Origin of the sequence: Flavobacterium micromati (genome assembly GCF_900129585.1) — a bacterium.
GTDB classification, from domain to species: Bacteria; Bacteroidota; Bacteroidia; order Flavobacteriales; family Flavobacteriaceae; genus Flavobacterium; species Flavobacterium micromati.
The window spans coordinates 143,297-166,218 of record NZ_FQWF01000009.1; the positions used below are offsets into that span (position 1 = coordinate 143,297).

The following is a 22,922-nucleotide window of genomic DNA, read 5'->3' on the forward strand; positions in this document are numbered from 1 at the left end:
ATTTATCATGGTTTCTCAAATAACAAGAGGCATAAAAATATCAGTTCTTACTAGTTTTGAAGGCACTTACTTCAAAAACTACAAAATTCACTTTGCCTTTAGTTATGAAATTACAATTGAAAATCATAGTAAAGACTCTGTTCAACTCATATCACGCCACTGGGAAATTTTTGACTCACTCAAAGAGATCGAAATTGTTGACGGAGAAGGTGTAATTGGAAAAAAACCGGTTTTAAAACCAGGTGAATTGCATACTTACAGTTCCGGTTGCCTTTTATCATCTCCGTACGGCGCAATGAAAGGTCATTTCAATATGATCAATTTTACCTCAACAAGAAATTTCAAAGTAATTGTTCCGTCATTTAGATTATGCGCACCATTTGCTTTAAATTAGATTTTTTAAGAGCTATTCCTGCTATCCATTTCAAGTTTTTGCACTCTCCTTTATTTTTTTCTAAGTAAAATAAGGAGCTTCTAAGGTCGCTCTTATTTTACAAGAAAATATAAGGAGATCACAAAAAGCTTTTCATTTCTATCAGGGCTACAACAGGAGTATCTGTAAGATTGAGGAGTAGTTAAGATCAAGAAATGTATTTTCTTTAAATAAACCTTCGTACTTTTGTTTTTTATTTAAAAACACACAACTCATTTTTTCTAATTTATAATTAAACAAATATGTTAAAAGGATTTTTTCATGTACCAAACGCGGTAAACGAGCCTGTAAAAAGCTACGCACCTAATTCGCCAGAAAGAGCAGCTGTGCTTGCAGCTTACTCAGAAATGTGGAATTCTAAAATTGACGTTCCTCTTTACATTGGCAACGAAGAAGTTAGAACTGGAAATACTAAAACAATATCAGCGCCTCACGATCACTTACACATTGTTGGCACCTACCACTTAGCTGAAAAATCTCATATTGAAAATGCGATTACAACGGCACTAACAGCAAGAACAAATTGGGCTAAAATGGCTTGGGAACAACGCGCGGCTATTTTTCTAAAAGCAGCAGAATTAATTGCAGGACCATATAGAGCTAGAATCAATGCTGCAACAATGGTTGGGCAGTCAAAGACGGTTTATCAAGCTGAAATTGATGCATCTTGTGAATTGATTGACTTTTTGCGTTTCAATGTTCAATACATGACACAAATATATAACGAGCAACCTAAGTCAAATTCAGATATGTGGAATCGCGTTGAATATAGACCACTTGAAGGTTTTGTTTATGCAATTACTCCATTTAATTTTACTGCAATTGCTGGAAACTTGCCTACAAGTGCAGCGTTGATGGGTAATGTGGTAGTTTGGAAACCAGCTGCAACACAAGTCTACTCCGCTAATTTATTAATGCAAATTTTTAAAGAAGCAGGATTGCCAAATGGCGTGATCAACATGGTCATGGGCGATTCAGCAATGGTAACTGAAACATTATTAAACAGCCGCGATTTTGCTGGCGTTCATTTTACTGGTTCAACAGGAGTTTTTAATGATATTTGGGCAAAAATTGGAACAAATATCAGCAAGTATAAAACATACCCAAGAATTGTAGGAGAAACAGGCGGGAAAGATTTTATTATTGCGCATCCATCGGCAAACGCAAAACAAGTAACAACAGGAATTGCTCGTGGTGCATTTGAATATCAAGGTCAAAAATGTAGTGCTGCTTCACGTGTTTACATTCCGCAAAGTTTGTGGCCAGCGGTAAAAGAACAATTGGAAGCCGATTTAAAATCAATGAAAATGGGTTCACCAGAAGATATGCGCAACTTCATTACGGCAGTGATTTCCGAAGGTTCGTTTGATAAATTAGCAGGATTTATTGATCAAGCTAAAAAAGATACTGATGCCGAAGTTATTATGGGTGGCAATTATGATAAATCAAAAGGTTACTTCATTGAACCAACAGTTATTTTGACAACAAACCCGAGATACACGACCATGGAAACCGAATTATTTGGACCCGTAGTTACTATTTATGTGTATGAAGATGCAAAATGGTCAGAGACTTTAGAGCTAGTAGACACTACTTCTGAGTACGCTTTAACAGGAGCGGTTTTCAGTCAAGATCGTTACGCTACTGAAGAAGCTACAATTGCTTTACAAAATGCTGCAGGAAACTTTTATATCAACGATAAACCAACTGGAGCAGTCGTAGGAATGCAGCCATTTGGCGGAGCGCGAGGGTCAGGAACCAATGATAAAGCGGGCTCTATGCAAAATTTATTGCGTTGGACTTCAGCAAGAACTATAAAAGAAACTTTTGTAACTCCAACAGATTACAGATACCCGTTTTTAGGAGAATAAAGATTTATGATTATAAATTAACGATTTGTGATTTATGATTTAAACCCCACAAGATTCAAATTATTTTGAAATCTTGTGGGGTTTTTTATTTTGTTCATAGTTGTCATTCCCACGAAGAACAAATTCCAACACTCGAAAGTAATTTTTTTTGAGACGTTTACAGCGTTAATAAATAATAGAAAATAAAAAGGGATTCTCAAACTTAATAGATTACTCAAAATAAAAAAGAATATTTTTATCGAGACATTTTCGCATAATTTTTTTAGAACTAACACAACCAACTCCAATTGTCACGCTGGAAGCGTCTTAGCACTTGAGAGCAAATTAATTACGTCGCTGCCAGCGACACAAAATAATAGAAAATAAAAAGTAAGCTTACAACTTAGGCAATTATTGCTCACGAAACTTCTAAACCACAAACTTCAACGGCACATGCACTACTTTCTTAGTTTCAAAAAACTCATCTTCAAAAAAATCAGCTAAATCATATTGAGTTGCTTTTGGGAAATCCTTCAATTCTTCCGTCAAGTCTCCGCCTTTTAAATACAGAATTCCGTTTTTCAACTCATGCTTATTATTCTTTTTAATCTTGGTTTTTACCCAAGAAACAAAATCGGGCATGTTAGTTACCGCGCGACTTACTATAAAATCAAAATCCCCTTTTACATTTTCAGCTCGAAGTTGTTCTGCTTTTACATTTTTTAAATCCAATCCTTCGGCAACAGCCTGAACCACTTTTATTTTTTTGGCAATAATGTCAATCAAATGAAAACGAGTTTCTGGAAAAAGAATCGCTAATGGAATTCCAGGAAATCCGCCACCAGTTCCTACATCCAAAACGTAAGTTCCAGGTTCAAACTTTATAATTTTAGCAATTCCCAACGAATGTAAAATATGTTTGGTGTATAAAGCATCAATATCTTTTCTTGAAATAACATTAATTTTTTCGTTCCAATCATGGTATAAAAAATCAAGTTTTTCGAACTGTTCTTTCTGAAAATCAGTTAGATTAGGAAAATACCTAAGAATCTCGTTCATCTTTTATTTTTTTAACAAAAGTAATACTTTACAGTTAAAATATTTATCTCAATTTTGTATATCCAAAAATATATAATATTTACCTTTGAAACTTATTACAACCATATGAATAATAACGCTCCAACATTTGCAAAGCAAGACAACTTGAAATTTTTTAGAACACTTAACTCACGTGTTAACAATTACTTCAAAGAAAATAACATTCAAAAAACGGGTAACTGGAAATTGTATTTAAAAACAATTATTTTGTTTTCGGTTTTTTTAGCACCTTATTTTATAATTTTAACGCTCGGTATGCCTTTTTGGGCGCATTTATTATTGACAATCGTCATGGGAATAGGAATGGCAGGCGTTGGAATGAACGTTATGCACGATGGAAATCACGGTTCATACTCTAATAAAAGCTGGGTAAATAAATTCATGGGAGGAACAATTTACGTGCTCGCTGGAAATGTACATAACTGGCAAGTGCAGCACAATGTTTTACACCATACTTATACTAATATTCCCGGACACGATGAAGATTTAGATGCTGGACGCGTAATTAGATTTACAAAAGATGCAAAGTGGTATAATTTTCACCGTTTTCAACAATATTATTCTGTTTTTCTTTATGGTTTATTGACTTTCAATTGGGCAATAACAACTGATTTTAAACAAATGCGTAATTATCTAAAGAGAAAATTATCTTATGGAGAAGCAAAAAGTCCGAAAGTACTTTGGACAACATTAATTATTACAAAAATAATTTATGTTTCTATTTGGATTGTTTTGCCTATTGTTATTGGAATTATATGGTGGAAAGTTTTAATTGGATTTTTCGTGATGCATTACACAGCGGGTTTAATTTTAAGTGTTGTGTTCCAATTAGCACACGTTGTTGAAGAAACTACAAATCCATCACCAAATGAATTAGGCGAGATGGACAACACTTGGGCAATTCATCAACTATTTACAACAACTAACTTTGCTCCTAAAAATGCAATTGTTAACTGGTACACAGGTGGACTAAATCACCAAATTGAACACCACATTTTCCCACATATTAGCCATATTCATTATGGGAAAATTGCAAAAATTGTAAAGGAAACAGCCGAAGAATGTAATTTGCCATATTACGAATATAAAACGATGCGAGGTGCTGTAATTGCTCACTTTAAGCATCTAAAAGAATTGGGTATGAAACCTGCATTATAATTCATACAAACTATTACTAACCTCCCTAAAAGTAAAAAATTAAGGGCAATTCACTTTTTTAATGAGCAACCCACTTTCAGACAGGATCAACAACCTGGCAACTTCACAAACATTAGCAATGGCAGCTTTAGCCAGAGAACTAAAAGCACAAGGAAAAGACATCATCAGTTTAAGTTTAGGGGAACCTGATTTTAATACACCTGACTTTATCAAAGATGCTGCAAAACGTGCTATTGATGAAAATTACAGCACATATTCTCCAGTTGAAGGATATATGGAATTGAAGGAAGCGATTTGTAGAAAATTTAAAAGAGATAATAATTTAGAGTACAAACCGTCTCAAATTGTAGTTTCAACAGGAGCAAAACAATCTTTATACAATATTGCACAAGTAATGCTTAACGATGGTGACGAAGTGATATTACCAGCACCATACTGGGTTTCTTATTTTGAAATTGTTAAATTATCAGGTGGTGTTCCTATTGTAGTGCCAACAGCTGTCGAAACCGATTTCAAGATCACACCGCAACAGCTAGAAGCTGCTATTACGCCAAAAACAAAAATGATGTGGTTTAGTTCTCCTTGTAATCCAAGTGGAACTGTGTATAGTAGAGAAGAATTAACGGCGCTTGCTGCGGTACTGGAAAAATATCCCCATGTTTATGTCGTCGCAGATGAAATCTACGAACACATTAATTTTTCAGGGACGTTTTGCAGTATTGCTTCTATTCCAGGAATGTTAGAACGAACAATCACGGTAAACGGAGTTGCTAAAGCATTCGCAATGACAGGTTGGAGAATTGGTTATATTGGTGCGCCTGAATTTATTGCAAAAGCGTGTACAAAAATCCAAGGACAAGTAACTAGCGGAGCCAATAGTATTGCACAACGTGCCACTATTACTGCCGTTGAAGCTGATCCAAGCGTTTTGAAACACATGGTTGATGCGTTTCACAGTCGTAGAGATTTAGTTGTAGGATTATTAAAGGAGATTCCAGGAATAAAAATTAATGTTCCAGAAGGCGCATTTTACGTATTCCCAGACGTTTCTTCTTTCTTTGGAAAAACAATAAAAGGAACTTTCATTAAAGATGCAAATGATTTCTCGATGTATCTTTTGGGCGAAGCCAATGTAGCAACCGTAACTGGAGATGCTTTTGGAAATCCAGACTGTATTCGTTTTTCTTACGCCACAAGCGAAGACATATTAATAGAAGCTTTACGCCGAATAAAAGAAGCGGTATCTTAAAATAAGTTTTAAAAAGTATTCTAAAGCCTCAAGATTTTCTTGAGGCTTTTTTATAAACTGAAGATATATTTGTCAATTTTTTTTAACAATAAAATTTAAATTTCAAATTTTACAACAGTAACATAAATACCATTAAAATTTAAAAAAAGAATTAACACCATAATATTATAAACAATCAAAATAATTCTATAACACTTACTAGTGGTTTAAGTATCAACTTTGTAACACATATAAATTATTAAATTAGATATTATGATACAAACAGATGAAACCACAAAAGAAACAGTAAGCACATTAGAAGGATTGATTTCGATTCTAGAAGATGGAAAATTAGGATATATAGATGCCGCTGACAAAGTCGAAAATGCTGCTATCAAAGCTAATTTTTTCGATTACGCTAGAGAACGTTCTCTTTTTATAGTAGAAATACAAGACGAGATTAACAAACTAGGTAAATCTACCGATGAATCTGGTGGAGGAGCTTTAGGAGCTTTGCACCGGACTTGGATTGACATTAAATCTACTTTCACTGGTGGCGACGCTGAAGCAATCATCAATGCTTGTATTACAGGTGAAGAAGCGGCAATCGAAAAATATAAAATGGCAATAGAAAAGAATGATTTACACTCCAATCAAATTTCCATTTTATCAAGGCAATTAAGTAGTATAGAAAGTACTTTACTGAAAATTAAAGCACAAAAAATGTCTTAGTACCACATTGTTTTTTTGTTTAGGAAACCATTTAATTCTTTGAATTAAATGGTTTTTTAAGTTTAAGATAATGTATAAATTAGGATTTTAAAATTGACTGCGAGCCGAAAAACCTTTTTTTTAAATATCGTGTATTCCCGAACGTGGCAGTTTTTGAAAATTAAAAAACAAAGAAGTAATAAAAAAATGGATTTAAAACTCACTCTGAATTTTTGTCAAAATGATTACAATTTATGTTGTCACAAAAATTCATTTTCTTATTTTTACAATCCACACAAGATCCCAAAATCATGAAAATACTTCTTCTAGGCTCTGGCGAATTAGGTAAAGAATTTACGATTGCTGCACAACGAATTGGACAAATTGTAATTGCAGTTGACAGCTACAAAAATGCACCTGCTATGCAAGTTGCTCACGGTTTTGAAGTAATTAACATGCTGGATGGAGAAGCGTTAGATTTTATTGTCGCTAAACACAATCCTGACTTTATCGTTCCAGAAATAGAAGCCATTCGGACCGAACGTTTTTACGAGTATGAAAAACAAGGCATCACCGTAGTCCCTTCTGCGAAAGCGGCAAATTATACTATGAACAGAAAAGCGATTCGGGATTTAGCCTCGAAAAAATTAGGACTAAAAACGGCGAATTATCGTTACGCAACCACCGCCGAGCAATTACGAAAAGGAGTGGAAGCTGTTGGAATGCCCTGCGTTGTCAAACCGTTAATGTCCTCCTCTGGAAAGGGGCAATCTACCATAAAAACTATTACAGATATTGAAAAAGCTTGGAAATATGCTGTAGCTGGTTCTCGTGGAGATGTGGTGGAAGTAATTGTTGAAGCATTTGTCAAATTTAATTCGGAAATTACTCTTTTGACCGTTGTACAGAAGAACAATCCTACCTTGTTTTGCGCGCCCATTGGCCACCGACAAGAACGTGGCGATTATATGGAAAGCTGGCAACCTGCCAGAATTTCAGATGCAGATTTGTTTGAAGCACAAGACATAGCCAAAAAAGTAACGGAGGCTTTAGGAGGTGCAGGACTTTTTGGAGTTGAGTTTTTTTTAGCTGATGATGGCGTTTATTTCTCTGAATTGTCGCCAAGACCGCACGATACAGGAATGGTTACATTAGCAGGAACGCAAAACTTTAATGAATTTGAATTGCATTTACGCGCTATTTTAAGTTTGCCAATACCAGAAATCACATTGGAAAAGGCTGGAGCTAGTGCTGTAATTTTAGCTTCGGAAAACTCAGTAAATCCCACCTATTCTGGTTTAGAAAAAATCGCTGCTTTGTCAAAAACCGACTTTAGAATTTTTGGTAAACCCACATCGCGACCTTTTAGAAGAATGGGTGTAGCTTTGACCTACGATTCACTTGAAACTCCTATTGAAACTGTGGTTGCACGAGCAGTTGAGGCTGCAAAATTAATAAGTGTAAAACATTAAAATATGAAATACATTGTACTACTTGGACTTTTCCTAACCATAAATCTAGGATTTGCACAAGACAAAAAACAAACATTAAAAACTCAACTCGTTGAAGTTTCGTGCGGCCAATGCCAATTTGGAATGGAGGGGCACGGTTGTGAATTAGCGGTTCGTATTGATGGTAAACCTTATTTTGTCGATGGGACGTCAATTGATTCTCACGGTGATGCACATGCAGATGATGGTTTTTGCGCTAAAATAAGAAAAGCCGAAGTCGTAGGAACTATTGTTAAAGATCGATTTAACGTTACTTCTTTTAAACTATTACCAAATAAATAAAATTGGCTTGCAAAAAAATATTACAAGCCAATTTAATAATTACTTACTTTTCAAACTCCCTTTCAGATTGAGATTTGCAAAACTCGAAATATCAATTACTTCTTCCAAATCTTGATCGAAGGAAACTGAGATACTATCTCCAATCATGGTTACCGGTAATTGATTTGATATTTGGGAGGAACCCACAAAAATATTCGGATAATCTTTGACTTTAAAATAATAAAAACTATTCCCGTTTTTTACATCATTTTGGATTCGGGTTATGACTGATTTCACTGTTTTCTTATCAGAAACCGCATTTGGATTGATCTTATTATCGGCCATGTTGTAAACATTTTTGAAGGAAGTCAATGTCTCACGCATTGTATTCCCCACGCCTACGATTGTATAATCTGAAATATCAACCATAGCAAACATCTTTACAAGTCCGCCGTCATCTTTCAGCGTCATTACATAAGCTGGAATATTATTGATGTTATACGGAATAGGCAGCGAAGCTCGATATCCTTTTTCCTGAACTTTCCCTTGCGCTGAACTTTGCGCAGCATATTCGGTTGCACCGCTTTGCTTATAAAAAGTTGATTCTTTAGTTCTAGTATCGACAAGAACAAAGCCTACGGCTGATTCATCTTTCCCTACCGAAGTTAGTCCCGTGTACCAATACGATTTATTGTCTTTTCCGTAAACCAATGTCAAGCCCTCAGTGATTTGAAGTTTATCTGCATTTGACCAATTCCAGTATCCGCGAACATATTCTCCCCAATCATTTAGCTGATCTTCTATAAAATCCAAAGGCTGAATCCGATCTACCCACAGTGGGGTTTTTGCAATTGTGTACTCCGACATAACACCAGATTGTGCATCAACTAAAATAATTCCTGTGGCTTCCTTTCCAGCAAAACCAATTTTTTTAGTGTATGTAGTGATAACCCAAAACGGATTTCCAGAATCGTCAATCTCAAAACTAAAATCGGTTAAACCTACCGTTGCGTTTCCATTAAAGTATACATGTCTATGAATTTCACTTCCAAAATAAGCGTTAGGCTGGTATTTTATCTTAATGTCTTTTCCGCCCACTTGCTGCACTAATTTTACATCACGCTCGTTAGTTGCAGAAACCATCACATATCCGGCAGTTCCGTCTTTGTTATTAAACCATTTTAAAAATCCAGAATGCAATAATGGAGCAACCCAATACAGTTCATCATTTACTTTCTGAATACAAAATTCTCCCAGCTCAACTTGACTTCCAAGAGCGGGTTGTGAACCTAATATCTTTTCACCCAGCAAATATGCAAGTTCCTCATCAACTACTCGGATTTTATCTATTGAAATTGGCGCAATGTGATTAGTTATTTTTTGGCCGTTTTTTACTTCCCCAATTAATTTTTGATACGAATCAGTTCTCAACATTTTCATGCTGGTAAAAAACGGAATTACGAAGCAGTAGAATAAAAGTATTGCTATGGAAATATATAAAAATTTGCTTGGCATCCTGGCTAGCTTAACCTGATTCGTTTGTTGTGAAACAGAAATTCCAGTTGACAAAACTACAGCAATGACCAAAACCACTATTATTAAAAAGGCAAATCCTGTAAAACCGTAGTTTATAACAGGTAAATTAATGTAAAAGAGCAGTAAAGTAATTGCTATCAGTGCTATAATTGATAAGATTTTTTTCATTTTCTATTTTTTACTAAATTAGTATAAAAATATCCATTATGTTACACAAGAAAAGCACTCAATTGTGATAACGTCGATGTAGTTTATGTTATTTATCCTAACAGTTGTAGAACCCAAATCAAAGCGATAGTTTCAAATACCATAAAAAATAGTATTTTTGCAGCTGATTTTTTTTAAAACCAGATACTTTTAAAACAATAACTGTTCAGCATTGATAAAATGCTATAATAAACTCAGCATAAATGAAAGCATACGTATTTCCAGGTCAGGGCGCACAGTTCACAGGAATGGGCAAAGACTTATATGAAAATTCCACATTAGCAAAAGAATTGTTTGAAAAAGCAAATCAAATATTAGGTTTTCGCATTACAGATATAATGTTTAGCGGAACTGCAGAGGAACTGAAACAGACTAAAGTAACCCAGCCAGCAGTATTTTTACATTCGGTTATTTTGGCAAAAACATTAATAGATTTTAAACCAGAAATGGTAGCGGGCCATTCTTTAGGCGAATTTTCAGCATTAGTTGCAAATGGTACATTGTCATTTGAAGATGGTCTAAAATTAGTATCACAAAGAGCGTTAGCAATGCAAAAAGCTTGTGATATAAAGCCTTCAACTATGGCAGCTGTATTAGGATTGGCCGACACTATTGTTGAAGAAGTTTGTGCTTCAATTGATGGCGTTGTTGTAGCGGCGAACTATAATTGTCCCGGGCAATTAGTAATTTCTGGAGAAACATCAGCGGTAGAAAAAGCATGTGAAGCAATGAAAGCAGCTGGAGCAAAAAGAGCGTTATTATTACCTGTAGGCGGAGCATTTCATTCGCCAATGATGGAACCAGCTAGAGCGGAACTAGAAGCTGCTATTGAAGCAACCACATTCTCTACTCCTATTTGTCCGGTATATCAAAACGTCACTGCTAACGCAGTTTCATCGCCAGAAGAGATCAAGAAAAATTTAATTATACAACTGACTGCTCCTGTAAAATGGACACAATCGGTACAGCAAATGATTGCCGACGGAGCTACTTTATTCACTGAAATTGGTCCTGGAAAAGTTTTAGCTGGATTGATTGGTAAAATTGATAAGGAAGCGGCGACTGCGAACGCATAAAAATAGTGATGAGTGATCAGTTTTAGTGATCAGAGCTCTTGTACAAATACAATCCTTGTGAACGAAAGTTGATGGGGATTTTTTTATTATAAACTAGTCGCTTCCTTGCACTGATTATTTAAAATTCCTGTAATCAAATAATCGGTACCTGACTTTTTCGAAAAAAACATATACTATTGTTCGTTTATTATAATTGTAAAAAATATAATGGAAACCAAGACAATGAAATTCCGCGGAAGTTTTCCTGCTTGGAAAATCTTTAATATTTTGAGAAATGAACTGAAGTAATTTTTCCAAATACTTTTCTGAATTCTCTTGATAAGAAAAATATTCTTTTTGAATAATAAATAGACTAATTCGTCAAAATAATCTAAAATACTATTTTTATAAATTATTTTTTCCAAGGATACTTACTTATTCGTTTTTTCATTTCAGATAAAAACTCTTTAAATGTATAAACGTTTTTAAACTCGATATTAATATCAAAATTCTTTCCAAAACCTTTTTATTTTGAAGTTGTTTTATAAGCAATTACTGGTTCTTCAGCTTTCTCAGTAATTATTTTTTATAATTCATAAAGACAGTTTTAGAAAATCAGAGTCATAAAAAAATCCCAAACTATCATTTTTGATAATTTGAGATTTTTTAGTTGTACTATTCAAAGTTTAACTTCTTATTTTCTGTTCCCACTTCCAGGCGCTCGCCATCGCTTCATCAAGAGTAGATTGCGCTTTCCAACCTAAAACATTATTTGCCTCATCAGTATTGGCGTAAGCCGAAGTAACATCTCCTTCTCTACGACCTACAATTTTAAATGGCAATTTTTTTCCACTCACTTTTTCAAATGAATGGATCACTTCCAATACAGAACTTCCTGTTCCAGTACCTAAATTGAAAGTCTCTACTTTTGATTTGTTTTTTTTATTCAGTAATCGTTGTAACGCAATTACATGGGCTTTCGCCAAATCAACTACGTGAATATAATCACGAACTGCTGTTCCATCTGGAGTAGGATAATCATCACCGTAAACGGCCAATTCTTTTCGCAAACCAAAACCTGTTTGCGTAATAAAAGGAACAAGATTTTGAGGAATTCCTAGCGGTAATTCACCTATTTCAGCGGTTGGATGAGATCCAATAGGATTAAAATAACGCAGCAAGATTGCATTAATATTCGTTACTTTGGCAGTATCGGTTATAATCTCCTCCCCTATTGCTTTGGTATTTCCATAAGGCGACAAAGCTTGTTGCAATGCAGCATCTTCTGTTATTGGCATTTTTTCGGCTTGACCGTACACAGTACAAGAGGAACTAAATATAAAATTAGCCTCTGGTTTTTGTTGTAATTGTTGCAATATATAAACCAATGCGCTGACGTTATTTTCATAATATAACAATGGATTTTCAACACTCTCTCCTACCGCTTTTGAAGCTGCAAAATGAATTACTCCGGAAATATCCTGATGTCTTTTAAAAAAATCTTGCACTCTCTCTTTTTCACGCAAGTCTATATTTTCATATTGAGGAACTTTACCAGTGATGTTTTGAATTCCGTCTAAAACACTTAGCGAAGTATTTGATAAATTATCAATAACGATTACCTCAAATCCTTCATTTTGTAATTCCACTACTGTATGAGATCCTATAAAGCCCAAACCACCTGTTACTAATACTTTCATCTTTTTTACTGATTTTAATACAAACGCTGTTATTTTAAAAATTCTAAAATACTATCCGTAATATATTTAATTTGTTCATCGTCAAGCTCTGTATGCATAGGTAATGAAAGCACTTCGGTCACCAATTGATTCGTTACCGGAAAATCTTCTTCTTTGTATCTCGCATCTTTATACGCTTTTTGCGAATGCAAAGGAATTGGATAATAAATTGCACAAGGAATACCTTTATCCAGTAAATGTTGCATCAATCCATTCCTGTCTGATGCAACAATACGTAATGTGTATTGATGAAAAACGTGACAGTCACAAATGTCACATATAAATGGTGCGATGATATTTTTATGTCCTTCTAACGCAGCTGAATATTTTCTAGCAGCATCTTGCCTTGCTTTCCCGTACTGATCCAGCAACGGTAATTTCGCATTTAAAACTGCTGCTTGAATACTATCTAAACGTGAATTAACACCTACAACATCGTGATGGTAACGCTCGTACATTCCGTGATTTACTATTCCACGTAGTTTGTGAGCCAAGGCATCATCATTTGTAAAAATTGCTCCTCCATCTCCATAACATCCTAGATTTTTAGATGGAAAAAATGAAGTCGCACCTACGTGTCCAATAGTTCCAGCTTTTTTCTTAGTTCCATCAGAAAATTTACAATTCGCTCCAATTGCCTGTGCATTATCTTCAATAACGTATAGATTATGTTCTTTGGCAATAGCCATAATCGCTTCCATATTAGCAGCACGGCCAAATAAATGAACCGGCACAATTGCTTTAGTTTTTGGTGTGATTGCTTTTTTAATTCCTTCTATCGAAATATTCATGTTATAAAGATCAACATCAACTAAAACTGGTGTTAATTGCAGTAACGCAATCACTTCAACAGTTGCTGCAAAGGTAAAATCAGCGGTAATTACCTCATCGCCAGGTTTTAAATCAAGTCCCATCATTGCAATTTGCAACGCATCGGTTCCATTAGCGCAAGGAATTACATGTTTTACATCTAGATATTCTTCTAAAGATTTTTGAAATTGATGAACTTGAGGTCCATTGATATAAGTGTTAGTATTTAAAACCTCCTGAATCGAGGCATTCACGGTAACTGCAATTTTATCATATTGACTTTTCAAGTCAACCATTTGGATTTTTTTCATTGTAATTTTTGTTTATTGTTCGAAAGTGTACCGTTTCTAAATACGGTCATTACTTTCTTAAAACGAAGCACAAAAATAGTTATTTATGAGTTGAAACCAATGCGACCCTCATTAAAAAAAGATAGTATTCCTTTGAAATAAAAAGTGGGTTCATGACAAGCAAAATTTATCTATTTATGCTGCAGCAATAAACCTAAAGAAAACGTATTTTAGCCCCAAAATTATAATGATGCTTTTTCTCTATAATCTAGTTGTACAATTTGCTGGTTTTTTCTTAAAAATAGTGGCTCTTTTCAATCCAAAAATGAAACTTTTTGTGAATGGCCGGAAAGTAGTTTTCCTTGTTTTGGAACAAAAAATAAAACCCAGAGACAAAACAATCTGGTTTCATGCCGCTTCACTTGGCGAATACGAGCAAGGCTTACCCGTGATCGAAAAAATAAAAAAACAATTCCCTTTACATAAAATCGTGGTTACCTTTTTCTCACCTTCGGGTTATGAGGTTAGAAAAAATAATACTGTTGCTGACGTTACGGTTTATTTGCCTTTGGACACCAAAAAAAATGCAAAAATTTTTTTGAAAATCGTTCATCCAGAAATGGTATTCTTTATCAAATATGAATATTGGCCTAATTATTTAGCGGAGCTCAAAAAACGGAATACTAAAACTTATTTAATCTCTGGAATTCTTAGAAAGAATCAACTATTTTTCAAATGGTACGGTGGTTTTTACAGAGAAGCATTAGAAACATTTACTTATTTTTTTGTACAAAATGAAACTTCAAAAAAATTGCTTCAAGAATTAGGCAAAACAAATGTTGCTGTTTCTGGCGACACTCGATTTGACCGAGTGATAAACATTTTAGAAAAAGACAATTCGCTTGATTTTATTTCTCAGTTTAAAAATAATACGCTAACTATTGTTGTAGGAAGCTCATGGCCAACAGATGAAAAACTTTTAGTGAATTTTATTAATTCATACCAATTAAATATAAAATTTATCATTGCACCGCACAATATAAAAAAGGAACAGATTATAGAATTAAAAAACAGCATAAATAAAAAAACAGTTTTATTTTCTGAAAAAGACGAAAAGAATTTAGCTGACTTTGATGTTTTTATTATTGACACTATTGGCATTTTGACCAAAATCTACAGTTATGCGGATATCGCGTACGTGGGTGGCGGATTTGGAAATCCTGGTGTCCATAATCTATTAGAACCAGCAACTTTTGGCGTTCCAATTATTATTGGACCCAACTATTCGCATTTTGCAGAAGCAATCGCGCTGGTAAATATAGAAGCCTGTGTTTCGGTTACCAATCAAAAAGAATTAAATGAAGCGCTTGAAAACCTGATACGCAATGACGACATCCGAAGGGAGAAAGGTCATACATCTAGCACCTTTGTACAAATGAATAAAGGAGCTACGGCAGTGATTTTAAAACACATTTTAAATGATACAATTTAAGCCTCTGGTAATTTCTGATATTGAATCAGTAGTGATAATGATGCAAGAATTTTACGCAGTTGATAATTATCCTATTGATGTTGACGTTTCTAAAACTTTATTGACAGATTTTATTTCCAATGAAAATTTAGGGAAAGCCTGGCTCATTATTTTTAATAATGAAATTGTGGGCTACGTGATTATCACTTTCATTTTTAGTTTTGAATACCAAGGTAAAATAGCTTTTCTGGATGAATTATATGTAAGAGAAAAATTCCGAGGTAACGGAATTGGAAGTCAAACGTTAGCATTTATTATAGAGGAAAGTAAACAATTATCGTTGAAATTGATCTATTTAGAGATAGAAAATCACAATCAAAACGCACAAAAATTGTATATTGCCAGCGGTTTTGAATTGCATAATCGGAAATTAATGGCTTACAAAATCAACTAAAAATGCAAATTAAATAAATAAACATGAAATTTTTAAAACTATTCCTATTATTATTTGTTCTTCAGACACAAGCCCAGCAAGGTGGAATGTGGATTCCTTCTTTATTGAAAGGGATGAACGAGACAGAGATGAAAAATCTAGGCATGAAAATGTCAGTAAAAGATATTTACGATGTAAATACTTCAAGTATTAAGGATGCTGTTCCCCATTTTAATGGTGGTTGCACCTCTGAGGTGATTTCTCCAAAAGGATTAATTTTAACCAATCATCATTGTGGCTACTCGCAAATTCAATCACACTCAACAGTTGAAAATGATTACCTTACTAATGGTTTTTGGGCCTACAAAACGGAAGACGAATTACCAAACGAAGGTTTGACAGTTACTTTTATCGTGAAAATTGAAGATGTAACGACAGCGGTTTTAAATGGAACAGCGACATTGACAAACGAAGCGGAGAAGCAGAAAAAAATTCAAGAAAATATTTCTACTTTAAGTGCGACTTTATCCAAAGAAAATTGGCAAGAAAATAAAATCCGTACTTTTTACGAAGGAAACCAATACATGCTTTTTGTAACGGAAACATTTAATGACGTTCGATTAGTTGGAGCTCCACCTACATCGATTGGGAAATTTGGATCCGATACTGACAACTGGGTTTGGCCGCGTCATACTGGAGATTTTTCTTTATTTAGAATTTATGCTGACAAAAACAATCGTCCAGCAAAATATTCAAAAGACAATATTCCTTACACGCCAAAACATTTTTTACCAATATCACTTGACGGTATAGCCGAAGATGATTTCTCTCTAGTTTTTGGTTACCCGGGAAAAACAAATGAATATTTACCAGCTGTTGCCATCGAACAGATTGTAAACGAACTAAATCCAGCAAAAATAGAAATTAGAGATAGAGCCTTGAAAGTTACGGATGGTTTTATGCGAAAAGACAATGCGATTAAAATTCAATATGCGTCAAAATACGCAAGTATTGCTAACTATTGGAAAAAATGGATTGGCGAAACACAAGGATTAAAAAAATCAAATGCCGTAGCTGTAAAAAGAGACGCAGAAAAACTTTTTCAACAAAAAATTATAAAAGCAGGAAAAGAAAAAGAATACGGAACACTCTTAGCTGATTTCGAAAAAAATTATACTGCAATCGCTCCGTATGCAGTGGCGAGAGATTATTTTATGGAAATTGTACTTCGTAACACTGAAATGCTGAGCACAGGATACAAACTGTATCAATTAGAGCAATTATATAATGTTAGAGGCGAACAAGCGTTTAATGACAGAAGAAATAATTTAGTTACTGGTTTGGCTGACTTCTACAAAAATTTTAATGCTGTGGTTGACGAAAAAGTTTTTGAACAATTGATAGAGTTGTGCGCAACCAAATCGTCTAAGCAATTTTTACCACAAAGTTTGAATAATGTAAATGCTAAAAACTTGGCTTCGGATGTTTACAGTAAATCTAAACTTCGCAGTTATGATACTTTGAAACAATTGCTTTCTGGTGATGCAAAAACCGTAATCACAAACTTAAATGCCGATCCAGGATTTACTTTAGTCAAAGAACTAGGAGAAATATATGCAAAGGAAATTGCTCCAAAATATGACGAAATCAATCTAAACATCACTGCACTTCAACGCACTTACATGAAAGCCCAATTAGAACTAAATACTGACAGCCGTATATTTCCAGATGCTAATAGCACGTTGAGGGTGACTTATGGAAAAGTAAAAGGTTATGAGCCCAAAGACGCCACTATTTACAGCCCAGTAACGTATTTAGACGGCGTTATGGAGAAATATGTTCCAGGAGATTACGAATTTGATGTGCCAGCAAAATTAATTGATTTATACAACGCTAAAGATTATGGCCCTTACGGTGAAAATGGCAAAATGCCCGTTTGTTTCATTGGAACAAATCATACTACAGGAGGAAACTCTGGAAGTCCTGCAATTGATGCTTATGGAAACTTAGTTGGATTAAATTTTGACCGAGTATGGGAAGGAACTATGAGTGACATTTATTATGACCCTAGTATATGCCGAAACATTATGGTCGATATACGCTATGTTTTATTTATTATGGACAAATATGCAGGAGCTCAAAACCTAATTAACGAATTAAAACTAGTTCACTCAAAGAAAAAGAAAACTGTAAAAAACAATAACGTCAAGCAACTATAGTCCCAGTTTAGGGACAAGTTAACACAATTGACCATATATTGTATTTCGCTAAGTTTTGTTAAAATGATTAATATGTATATTACAGTTAAATAAGAATAAAAAAATTAAAAAATAAAATAAAAAAATATTTTACATATTAAAAAATTTATATCTTTGCGGGGAATTAATAATTAACCTTTATATTAAATTAAGATGAAAAAAGTATTTTTAAGTTTAGCTTTCGTTGCTGTTTTAACTGTTGTATCATGTAAAAAAGCTGACGCTGCAGCTGAAGAAACTACTGTAGACACTACTGCTGTAATCACTGACACTACTGCTGTAATTGTTGACACGACAGTAACTACTGTTGATACAGTTGCTGTAACTCCAGCTCAGTAATTTTTAATTACAGAAAAAATCAAGCCATCCGCTTAGCGTGATGGCTTTTTTTATGCTTATTATTTTCGTAATTATATGAATGGATGAAAAAAAGGGAGCGTTTTGAAATTTCAAAACGTTCCCTTTTTTTTGTTAAATCGCTAGTCTAAAAAAATACAGTCATTACCAGTAAAGTCTAAAATCTCTGAACTAGACCCATATTTAACAATCTCATCAATCCCTTTTTGTAAACGCAAGGAAGTAGTGTATTTTCTACTTGTTGCAAAGTGATGACCTCCTAATATCAATTTAAAAAAGAATTTCCCACCAGAAGACTTAAACTTTAAAAAATCAGCAGAATCAATTTCGCGTTTAAACTTTTCAATATTTTCCTCACACTCAAACTTGAGTTCATAACTCAAACTTGTAAATACTATTTTGCCTTTTCTCGAAGTAAATACAAATTTGTATTCGTCATTAAATCTTTTACTAATTACAAAAGCTCCCATGAATTTTAACTATTAAATTTTAGAAATTGCATTTTTGTTAATTATTTATTTAGCAACACAAAGTTTAAATTATTTAGTAAAAAACAATCTCAAGAAATTGTTTTAAAATAAAATTTTAATGTTCTTTTTTAAATTAATTAATCATGGTTCTTAAGATTTTAAAAACAAAAAAAACCTCTTCACTTGAAGCTTTTTCTTGTACTCAGAGCGGCTCCGAAGCTTCGGAGTTGAACCCGCTATTATATCATAATTTACTAAGCACATCAAACAATATATTCGAATCAGCTACTACTTTCTCTAAAAAAATTCTAGATTTCATTCTTTTCAAAAAACGCTCTAAGAAATATGCTTTCTCACTGGTTTCACATTCAAAACTTAATCTTAAATCCCAAGGAATTCCCTTGGCAGTAAATGATCTGTCATATAATCCAGAATTATGCTCACTCAGCCTTTTGACGACATCATCAGTAGTACCAACATAATACCTGTCTAATTTTTTAGAATAAAGTATATAAATGAAATACATTTAAAAATTATCTAATAAAAAAGCTTCAAACATAGTTTGAAGCTTTTTCTTGTACTCAGAGCGGCTCCGAAGCTTCGGAGTTGAACCCGCTATTATATCATAATTTACTAAGCACATCAAACAATATATTCGAATCAGCTACTACTTTCTCTAAAAAAATTCTAGATTTCATTCTTTTCAAAAAACGCTCTAAGAAATATGCTTTCTCACTGGTTTCACATTCAAAACTTAATCTTAAATCCCAAGGAATTCCCTTGGCAGTAAATGATCTGTCATATAATCCAGAATTATGCTCACTCAGCCTTTTGACGACATCATCAGTAGTACCAACATAATACCTGTCTAATTTTTTAGAATAAAGTATATAAATGAAATACATTTAAAAATTATCTAATAAAAAAGCTTCAAACATAGTTTGAAGCTTTTTCTTGTACTCAGAGCGGGACTTGAACCCGCACGAACATTGCTGTTCACTGGATTTTAAGTCCAGCGTGTCTACCAATTTCACCATCCGAGCATTATGTGATGTGGAGCGAAAAACGGGGCTCGAACCCGCGACCTCGACCTTGGCAAGGTCGCGCTCTACCAACTGAGCTATTTTCGCATTTTCAATTTTTAGAAAGAACCGCGATACTTGTTCTGTATTGCGGAGGCAAATTTAGGACATTTATTGAATTACACAAGCCTTTTTTACAAATATTTTTGATATAAAAGTTAACCTTCTGATAACCTCAACTTTAAAATCAAAAAAATTATTTTCTAGTAAGCATTCTTTTAATTTCATTGAGTTTCATCAATGCTTCCATAGGTGTTATGGTATTTATGTCAAGATTTAATATCTCGTCTTTGATTTCTTCGAGCAAAGGATCATCCAAATTAAAAAAACTCATTTGCATTTGATCTGCTTGTTCGCCTTTTAGAACACTAGCAATTTTAATTCCATTTAGCGCATCACTAGAATGATTTTTTTCTAATTTTTTCAAAAGTTTTTGGGCTTTCAAAATTACAATTTGCGGCATTCCAGCCATTTTTGCGACATGTATTCCAAAACTATGCGCGCTTCCCCCTTTTACCAACTTCCGAATAAAAAGCACCGTATCTTTGAGTTCTTTTACAGCAACGTTGTAATTTTGAATTCTTGGAAGCGATTCGCTCATTTCATTCAATTCGTGATAGTGCGTGGCAAATAAGGTTTTGGGTTGCGAAGGGTGCTCATGTAAAAACTCTGCAATCGCCCATGCTATCGATATTCCATCATAAGTGCTGGTTCCTCGTCCGATTTCGTCTAATAAAACTAAACTACGATCCGAAATATTATTCAAGATAGAAGCGGTTTCGTTCATTTCGACCATAAAAGTCGATTCGCCCATCGAAATATTATCACTCGCTCCTACTCTAGTAAAAATCTTATCGACAATTCCCATTCTTACGCTTTCTGCCGGAACAAAGCAACCCATTTGCGCTAGTAGTACAATTAGCGCAGTTTGTCTTAAAATAGCCGATTTTCCAGACATGTTTGGTCCCGTGATCATAATCAGCTGTTGTGTTTCTCGATCCAAGAAAACATCATTTGCAATATATGGCATTCCAACGGGCAATTGCTTCTCGATCACCGGATGCCGCCCGTTTTTAATTTCGAGTTCAAATGTTTCATCTAATTCAGGACAAACATATTTATTTTCAATTGCTAATTGGGTAAACGAACACAAACAATCTAATTGTGCAATTAAATTCGCATTCATTTGCACTGGTTTGATATACGTAGCAATCCAACTGACTAATTGCTCAAATAGCTCAACTTCTATTTTGTAAATTTTTTCTTCAGCGCCTAGAATTTTAGTTTCGTATTCTTTTAATTCTTCGGTGATATAGCGTTCTGCATTTACTAAAGTTTGTTTCCTAATCCATTCTGTTGGAACTTTGTCTTTGTGCATGTTTCGCACTTCGATGTAGTAACCAAAAACATTGTTAAATGAAATCTTTAAAGATGAAATCCCCGTTGCTTGGGATTCGCGTTTTTCAATTCCTTCTAAGAATTCCTTACCAGAAGTTGACACCGCTCTGAGATCGTCTAATTCAGCGTGAACACCTTTAGCAATTGCATTTCCTTTGGCAACAGCCACAGGAGCATTCTGATTAAGCACTGTTTTTATTTTTTCGCGCAGTAATTCGCAGCTATGTAAGCTATCACCAATAACCTTCACGGCTTCTTGCGGACTGGCTAACGCCAGCGTCTTGATAGGAATAATCGCGTCTAATGACTCCTTCAAATTAACTACTTCGCGTGGTGATACTTTTCCCGTTGCAATTTTAGAAATTAAACGTTCTAAATCAGAAATTTGCTTGATTTGATTTTGAATATTCTTTAAAACGTCCTGATTCTCTTTTAAATAAGAAACCACTTCGTGTCGACTTTTAATTTTATTAGCGTCTTTCAAAGGCAAAGCAAGCCACCTTTTAAGCAAACGACCACCCATTGGCGAAAGCGTTTTATCAATAACATCGATCAGCGTTACGGCATTTGGATTATAACTATGATACAATTCAAGATTGCGAATTGTAAATCGATCCATCCAGACGTAAGCATCCTCAGCGATGCGTTGAATACTCGTAATATGTTGCACGCGATTATGCTGTGTCTCTGACAGATAATATAAAATAGCACCGGAAGCGATAATTCCTTCTTTGAGTTCCTCAATGCCAAATCCTTTGAGAGAAACGGTTTGAAAATGTTTAGTTAAAGTTTCAAAAGCGTAATCTTCATTATAAATCCAATCTTCGAGGTAGAAACTATGATAATCATCCCCGAAAATTTCTCGAAACTCGCTCTTGTTATTTTTAGGAATTAAAACTTCACTCGGACTAAAATTCTGTAATAGCTTATCGATATATTCAGCATTTCCTTGAGCAGTTAAAAATTCACCCGTGGAAACATCTAAAAATGAAATTCCGATCGATTTACTTACAAAATAAACTGATGCTAAAAAATTATTCGTTTTAGATTGCAAAACCTCATCATTCATAGAAACGCCTGGAGTTACTAGTTCAGTAACACCACGTTTTACAATGGTTTTTGTCATTTTAGGATCTTCTAGCTGATCACAGATCGCAACTCGAAGACCCGCCTTGACTAGTTTAGGCAAATAAGTATTGATGGAATGATGCGGAAAGCCAGCAAGCGCGGTTTCTGTCTCAGATCCAGCACCTCTTTTTGTTAATGTGATGCCTAAAATCTTTGAAGCTCTCACAGCATCATCGCCAAAAGTTTCATAAAAATCTCCTACGCGAAACAATAAACAAGCATCAGGATATTTCCTCTTGATGTCGTTGTATTGTTTCATTAAAGGCGTTTCTTTAACCAATTTATCTTTTGATGCCAACTTCCTTACTATTTAAAAAATGAATGAATAATCGAACAGCGAATTTAATTATTTATTGGCACTTTTACTGATTCCATAAAATAATTAATATTTTTAAGTCTATTTTAAGCCAATGGCATGATTTTTTCTTTAAATTTGGC

At 34.2% G+C, this 22,922-nt stretch carries 20 protein-coding genes and 2 tRNA genes; 12 read left to right on the plus strand and 10 right to left on the minus strand.

Annotated features, from left to right (window positions below; genetic code table 11):
* Positions 1–7: 7 nt before the first annotated feature.
* Complete coding sequence (gene apaG, locus BUB42_RS11015) at positions 8–394, plus strand: Co2+/Mg2+ efflux protein ApaG (RefSeq protein WP_073020248.1); 387 nt, start codon at positions 8–10, stop codon at positions 392–394.
* A 281-nt stretch (positions 395–675) separates the two neighbouring features.
* A complete protein-coding gene (gene pruA / locus BUB42_RS11020; RefSeq protein WP_073020250.1) occupies positions 676–2,304 on the plus strand; it encodes an L-glutamate gamma-semialdehyde dehydrogenase in 1,629 nt (542 codons plus the stop codon).
* A gap of 408 nt (positions 2,305–2,712) precedes the next feature.
* On the opposite strand, the gene rsmG is transcribed toward pruA, so the two are convergent.
* A complete protein-coding gene (rsmG, locus tag BUB42_RS11025) occupies positions 2,713–3,342 on the minus strand; it encodes a 16S rRNA (guanine(527)-N(7))-methyltransferase RsmG (RefSeq protein WP_073020252.1) in 630 nt (209 codons plus the stop codon).
* Between the two features lie 105 nt (positions 3,343–3,447).
* Between rsmG and BUB42_RS11030 the strand changes: the two genes are divergently transcribed.
* The 5 genes from BUB42_RS11030 to BUB42_RS11050 all read left to right on the plus strand — a co-directional run bounded on the left by BUB42_RS11030 (position 3,448) and on the right by BUB42_RS11050 (position 8,271).
* Positions 3,448–4,539, plus strand: a complete 1,092-nt coding sequence (locus tag BUB42_RS11030; RefSeq protein ID WP_073020254.1) for a fatty acid desaturase family protein — start codon at positions 3,448–3,450, stop codon at positions 4,537–4,539.
* Positions 4,540–4,600: 61 nt separating this feature from the next.
* Positions 4,601–5,788, plus strand: coding sequence for a pyridoxal phosphate-dependent aminotransferase (locus BUB42_RS11035; protein WP_073020256.1), 1,188 nt, complete (start codon positions 4,601–4,603; stop codon positions 5,786–5,788).
* Positions 5,789–6,040: 252 nt separating this feature from the next.
* Complete coding sequence (locus tag BUB42_RS11040; protein WP_073020258.1) at positions 6,041–6,499, plus strand: ferritin-like domain-containing protein; 459 nt, start codon at positions 6,041–6,043, stop codon at positions 6,497–6,499.
* Between the two features lie 233 nt (positions 6,500–6,732).
* On the plus strand, positions 6,733–7,950 hold the full coding sequence (gene purT, locus BUB42_RS11045) for a formate-dependent phosphoribosylglycinamide formyltransferase (protein ID WP_262987404.1): 1,218 nt from the start codon (positions 6,733–6,735) through the stop codon (positions 7,948–7,950).
* 3 nt (positions 7,951–7,953) lie between these two features.
* Entirely contained in the window at positions 7,954–8,271 is a 318-nt protein-coding gene (locus tag BUB42_RS11050; protein ID WP_073020260.1) for a DUF6370 family protein, read from the plus strand.
* 39 nt (positions 8,272–8,310) lie between these two features.
* Here the strand turns inward: BUB42_RS11050 and BUB42_RS11055 are convergent, their stop codons facing one another.
* Complete coding sequence (locus BUB42_RS11055; protein ID WP_073020262.1) at positions 8,311–9,954, minus strand: hypothetical protein; 1,644 nt, start codon at positions 9,952–9,954, stop codon at positions 8,311–8,313.
* Positions 9,955–10,196: 242 nt separating this feature from the next.
* Between BUB42_RS11055 and fabD the strand changes: the two genes are divergently transcribed.
* Positions 10,197–11,069, plus strand: coding sequence for an ACP S-malonyltransferase (gene fabD / locus BUB42_RS11060; protein WP_073020264.1), 873 nt, complete (start codon positions 10,197–10,199; stop codon positions 11,067–11,069).
* A 665-nt stretch (positions 11,070–11,734) separates the two neighbouring features.
* Here the strand turns inward: fabD and galE are convergent.
* Both galE and BUB42_RS11070 read right to left on the minus strand, forming a co-directional pair.
* Positions 11,735–12,748, minus strand: coding sequence for a UDP-glucose 4-epimerase GalE (galE, locus tag BUB42_RS11065; protein WP_073020275.1), 1,014 nt, complete (start codon positions 12,746–12,748; stop codon positions 11,735–11,737).
* A 29-nt stretch (positions 12,749–12,777) separates the two neighbouring features.
* Positions 12,778–13,908, minus strand: coding sequence for a DegT/DnrJ/EryC1/StrS family aminotransferase (locus BUB42_RS11070; protein WP_073020276.1), 1,131 nt, complete (start codon positions 13,906–13,908; stop codon positions 12,778–12,780).
* 229 nt (positions 13,909–14,137) lie between these two features.
* Between BUB42_RS11070 and BUB42_RS11075 the strand changes: the two genes are divergently transcribed.
* From BUB42_RS11075 to BUB42_RS11090, 4 genes are all read left to right on the plus strand, one after another.
* A complete protein-coding gene (locus BUB42_RS11075; RefSeq protein ID WP_073020369.1) occupies positions 14,138–15,379 on the plus strand; it encodes a 3-deoxy-D-manno-octulosonic acid transferase in 1,242 nt (413 codons plus the stop codon).
* Positions 15,366–15,812: a GNAT family N-acetyltransferase gene (locus BUB42_RS11080; protein ID WP_073020278.1), complete on the plus strand. Its 447-nt coding sequence runs from the start codon at positions 15,366–15,368 to the stop codon at positions 15,810–15,812. Before BUB42_RS11075 ends, BUB42_RS11080 begins: the two co-directional genes overlap by 14 nt.
* A gap of 23 nt (positions 15,813–15,835) precedes the next feature.
* Positions 15,836–18,010 (plus strand): S46 family peptidase, encoded by a 2,175-nt coding sequence (locus BUB42_RS11085; protein ID WP_139257353.1) that lies wholly within the window; start codon positions 15,836–15,838, stop codon positions 18,008–18,010.
* Positions 18,011–18,202: 192 nt separating this feature from the next.
* A complete protein-coding gene (locus BUB42_RS11090; RefSeq protein WP_073020282.1) occupies positions 18,203–18,388 on the plus strand; it encodes a hypothetical protein in 186 nt (61 codons plus the stop codon).
* Positions 18,389–18,528: 140 nt separating this feature from the next.
* Here the strand turns inward: BUB42_RS11090 and BUB42_RS11095 are convergent, their stop codons facing one another.
* From BUB42_RS11095 to mutS, 6 genes are all read right to left on the minus strand, one after another.
* The gene (locus BUB42_RS11095) at positions 18,529–18,876 is read right to left on the minus strand and encodes a DUF1508 domain-containing protein (protein ID WP_073020283.1); all 348 of its coding nucleotides are present in this window, start codon (positions 18,874–18,876) and stop codon (positions 18,529–18,531) included.
* Between the two features lie 244 nt (positions 18,877–19,120).
* Positions 19,121–19,402: a GIY-YIG nuclease family protein gene (locus BUB42_RS11100; RefSeq protein WP_073020285.1), complete on the minus strand. Its 282-nt coding sequence runs from the start codon at positions 19,400–19,402 to the stop codon at positions 19,121–19,123.
* 97 nt (positions 19,403–19,499) lie between these two features.
* Positions 19,500–19,781 carry a GIY-YIG nuclease family protein gene (locus BUB42_RS11105; RefSeq protein WP_073020285.1) on the minus strand — a complete coding sequence of 94 codons (282 nt, stop codon included), beginning with the start codon at positions 19,779–19,781 and terminating at the stop codon, positions 19,500–19,502.
* A 52-nt stretch (positions 19,782–19,833) separates the two neighbouring features.
* Positions 19,834–19,919 (minus strand) — tRNA-Leu (locus BUB42_RS11110).
* A gap of 11 nt (positions 19,920–19,930) precedes the next feature.
* Positions 19,931–20,006, minus strand: a tRNA-Gly gene (locus BUB42_RS11115).
* A gap of 148 nt (positions 20,007–20,154) precedes the next feature.
* Complete coding sequence (mutS, locus tag BUB42_RS11120; RefSeq protein ID WP_073020287.1) at positions 20,155–22,782, minus strand: DNA mismatch repair protein MutS; 2,628 nt, start codon at positions 22,780–22,782, stop codon at positions 20,155–20,157.
* Positions 22,783–22,922 lie beyond the last annotated feature (140 nt).

Bases quoted from the DNA above. Each gene is read 5' to 3' on its own strand.
- BUB42_RS11070 (WP_073020276.1), bottom strand. From the start codon at position 13,908: ATGAAAAAAATCCAAATGGTTGACTTGAAAAGTCAATATGATAAAATT.
- BUB42_RS11030 (WP_073020254.1), top strand. From the start codon at position 3,448: ATGAATAATAACGCTCCAACATTTGCAAAGCAAGACAACTTGAAATTT.
- BUB42_RS11075 (WP_073020369.1), top strand. From the start codon at position 14,138: ATGCTTTTTCTCTATAATCTAGTTGTACAATTTGCTGGTTTTTTCTTA.
- BUB42_RS11085 (WP_139257353.1), top strand. From the start codon at position 15,836: ATGAAATTTTTAAAACTATTCCTATTATTATTTGTTCTTCAGACACAA.
- BUB42_RS11035 (WP_073020256.1), top strand. From the start codon at position 4,601: ATGAGCAACCCACTTTCAGACAGGATCAACAACCTGGCAACTTCACAA.
- purT (WP_262987404.1), top strand. From the start codon at position 6,733: ATGTTGTCACAAAAATTCATTTTCTTATTTTTACAATCCACACAAGAT.
- BUB42_RS11105 (WP_073020285.1), bottom strand. From the start codon at position 19,781: ATGTATTTCATTTATATACTTTATTCTAAAAAATTAGACAGGTATTAT.
- BUB42_RS11040 (WP_073020258.1), top strand. From the start codon at position 6,041: ATGATACAAACAGATGAAACCACAAAAGAAACAGTAAGCACATTAGAA.
- fabD (WP_073020264.1), top strand. From the start codon at position 10,197: ATGAAAGCATACGTATTTCCAGGTCAGGGCGCACAGTTCACAGGAATG.
- BUB42_RS11090 (WP_073020282.1), top strand. From the start codon at position 18,203: ATGAAAAAAGTATTTTTAAGTTTAGCTTTCGTTGCTGTTTTAACTGTT.
- pruA (WP_073020250.1), top strand. From the start codon at position 676: ATGTTAAAAGGATTTTTTCATGTACCAAACGCGGTAAACGAGCCTGTA.
- BUB42_RS11095 (WP_073020283.1), bottom strand. From the start codon at position 18,876: ATGGGAGCTTTTGTAATTAGTAAAAGATTTAATGACGAATACAAATTT.
- BUB42_RS11100 (WP_073020285.1), bottom strand. From the start codon at position 19,402: ATGTATTTCATTTATATACTTTATTCTAAAAAATTAGACAGGTATTAT.
- BUB42_RS11080 (WP_073020278.1), top strand. From the start codon at position 15,366: ATGATACAATTTAAGCCTCTGGTAATTTCTGATATTGAATCAGTAGTG.
- BUB42_RS11050 (WP_073020260.1), top strand. From the start codon at position 7,954: ATGAAATACATTGTACTACTTGGACTTTTCCTAACCATAAATCTAGGA.
- galE (WP_073020275.1), bottom strand. From the start codon at position 12,748: ATGAAAGTATTAGTAACAGGTGGTTTGGGCTTTATAGGATCTCATACA.
- BUB42_RS11055 (WP_073020262.1), bottom strand. From the start codon at position 9,954: ATGAAAAAAATCTTATCAATTATAGCACTGATAGCAATTACTTTACTG.
- apaG (WP_073020248.1), top strand. From the start codon at position 8: ATGGTTTCTCAAATAACAAGAGGCATAAAAATATCAGTTCTTACTAGT.
- rsmG (WP_073020252.1), bottom strand. From the start codon at position 3,342: ATGAACGAGATTCTTAGGTATTTTCCTAATCTAACTGATTTTCAGAAA.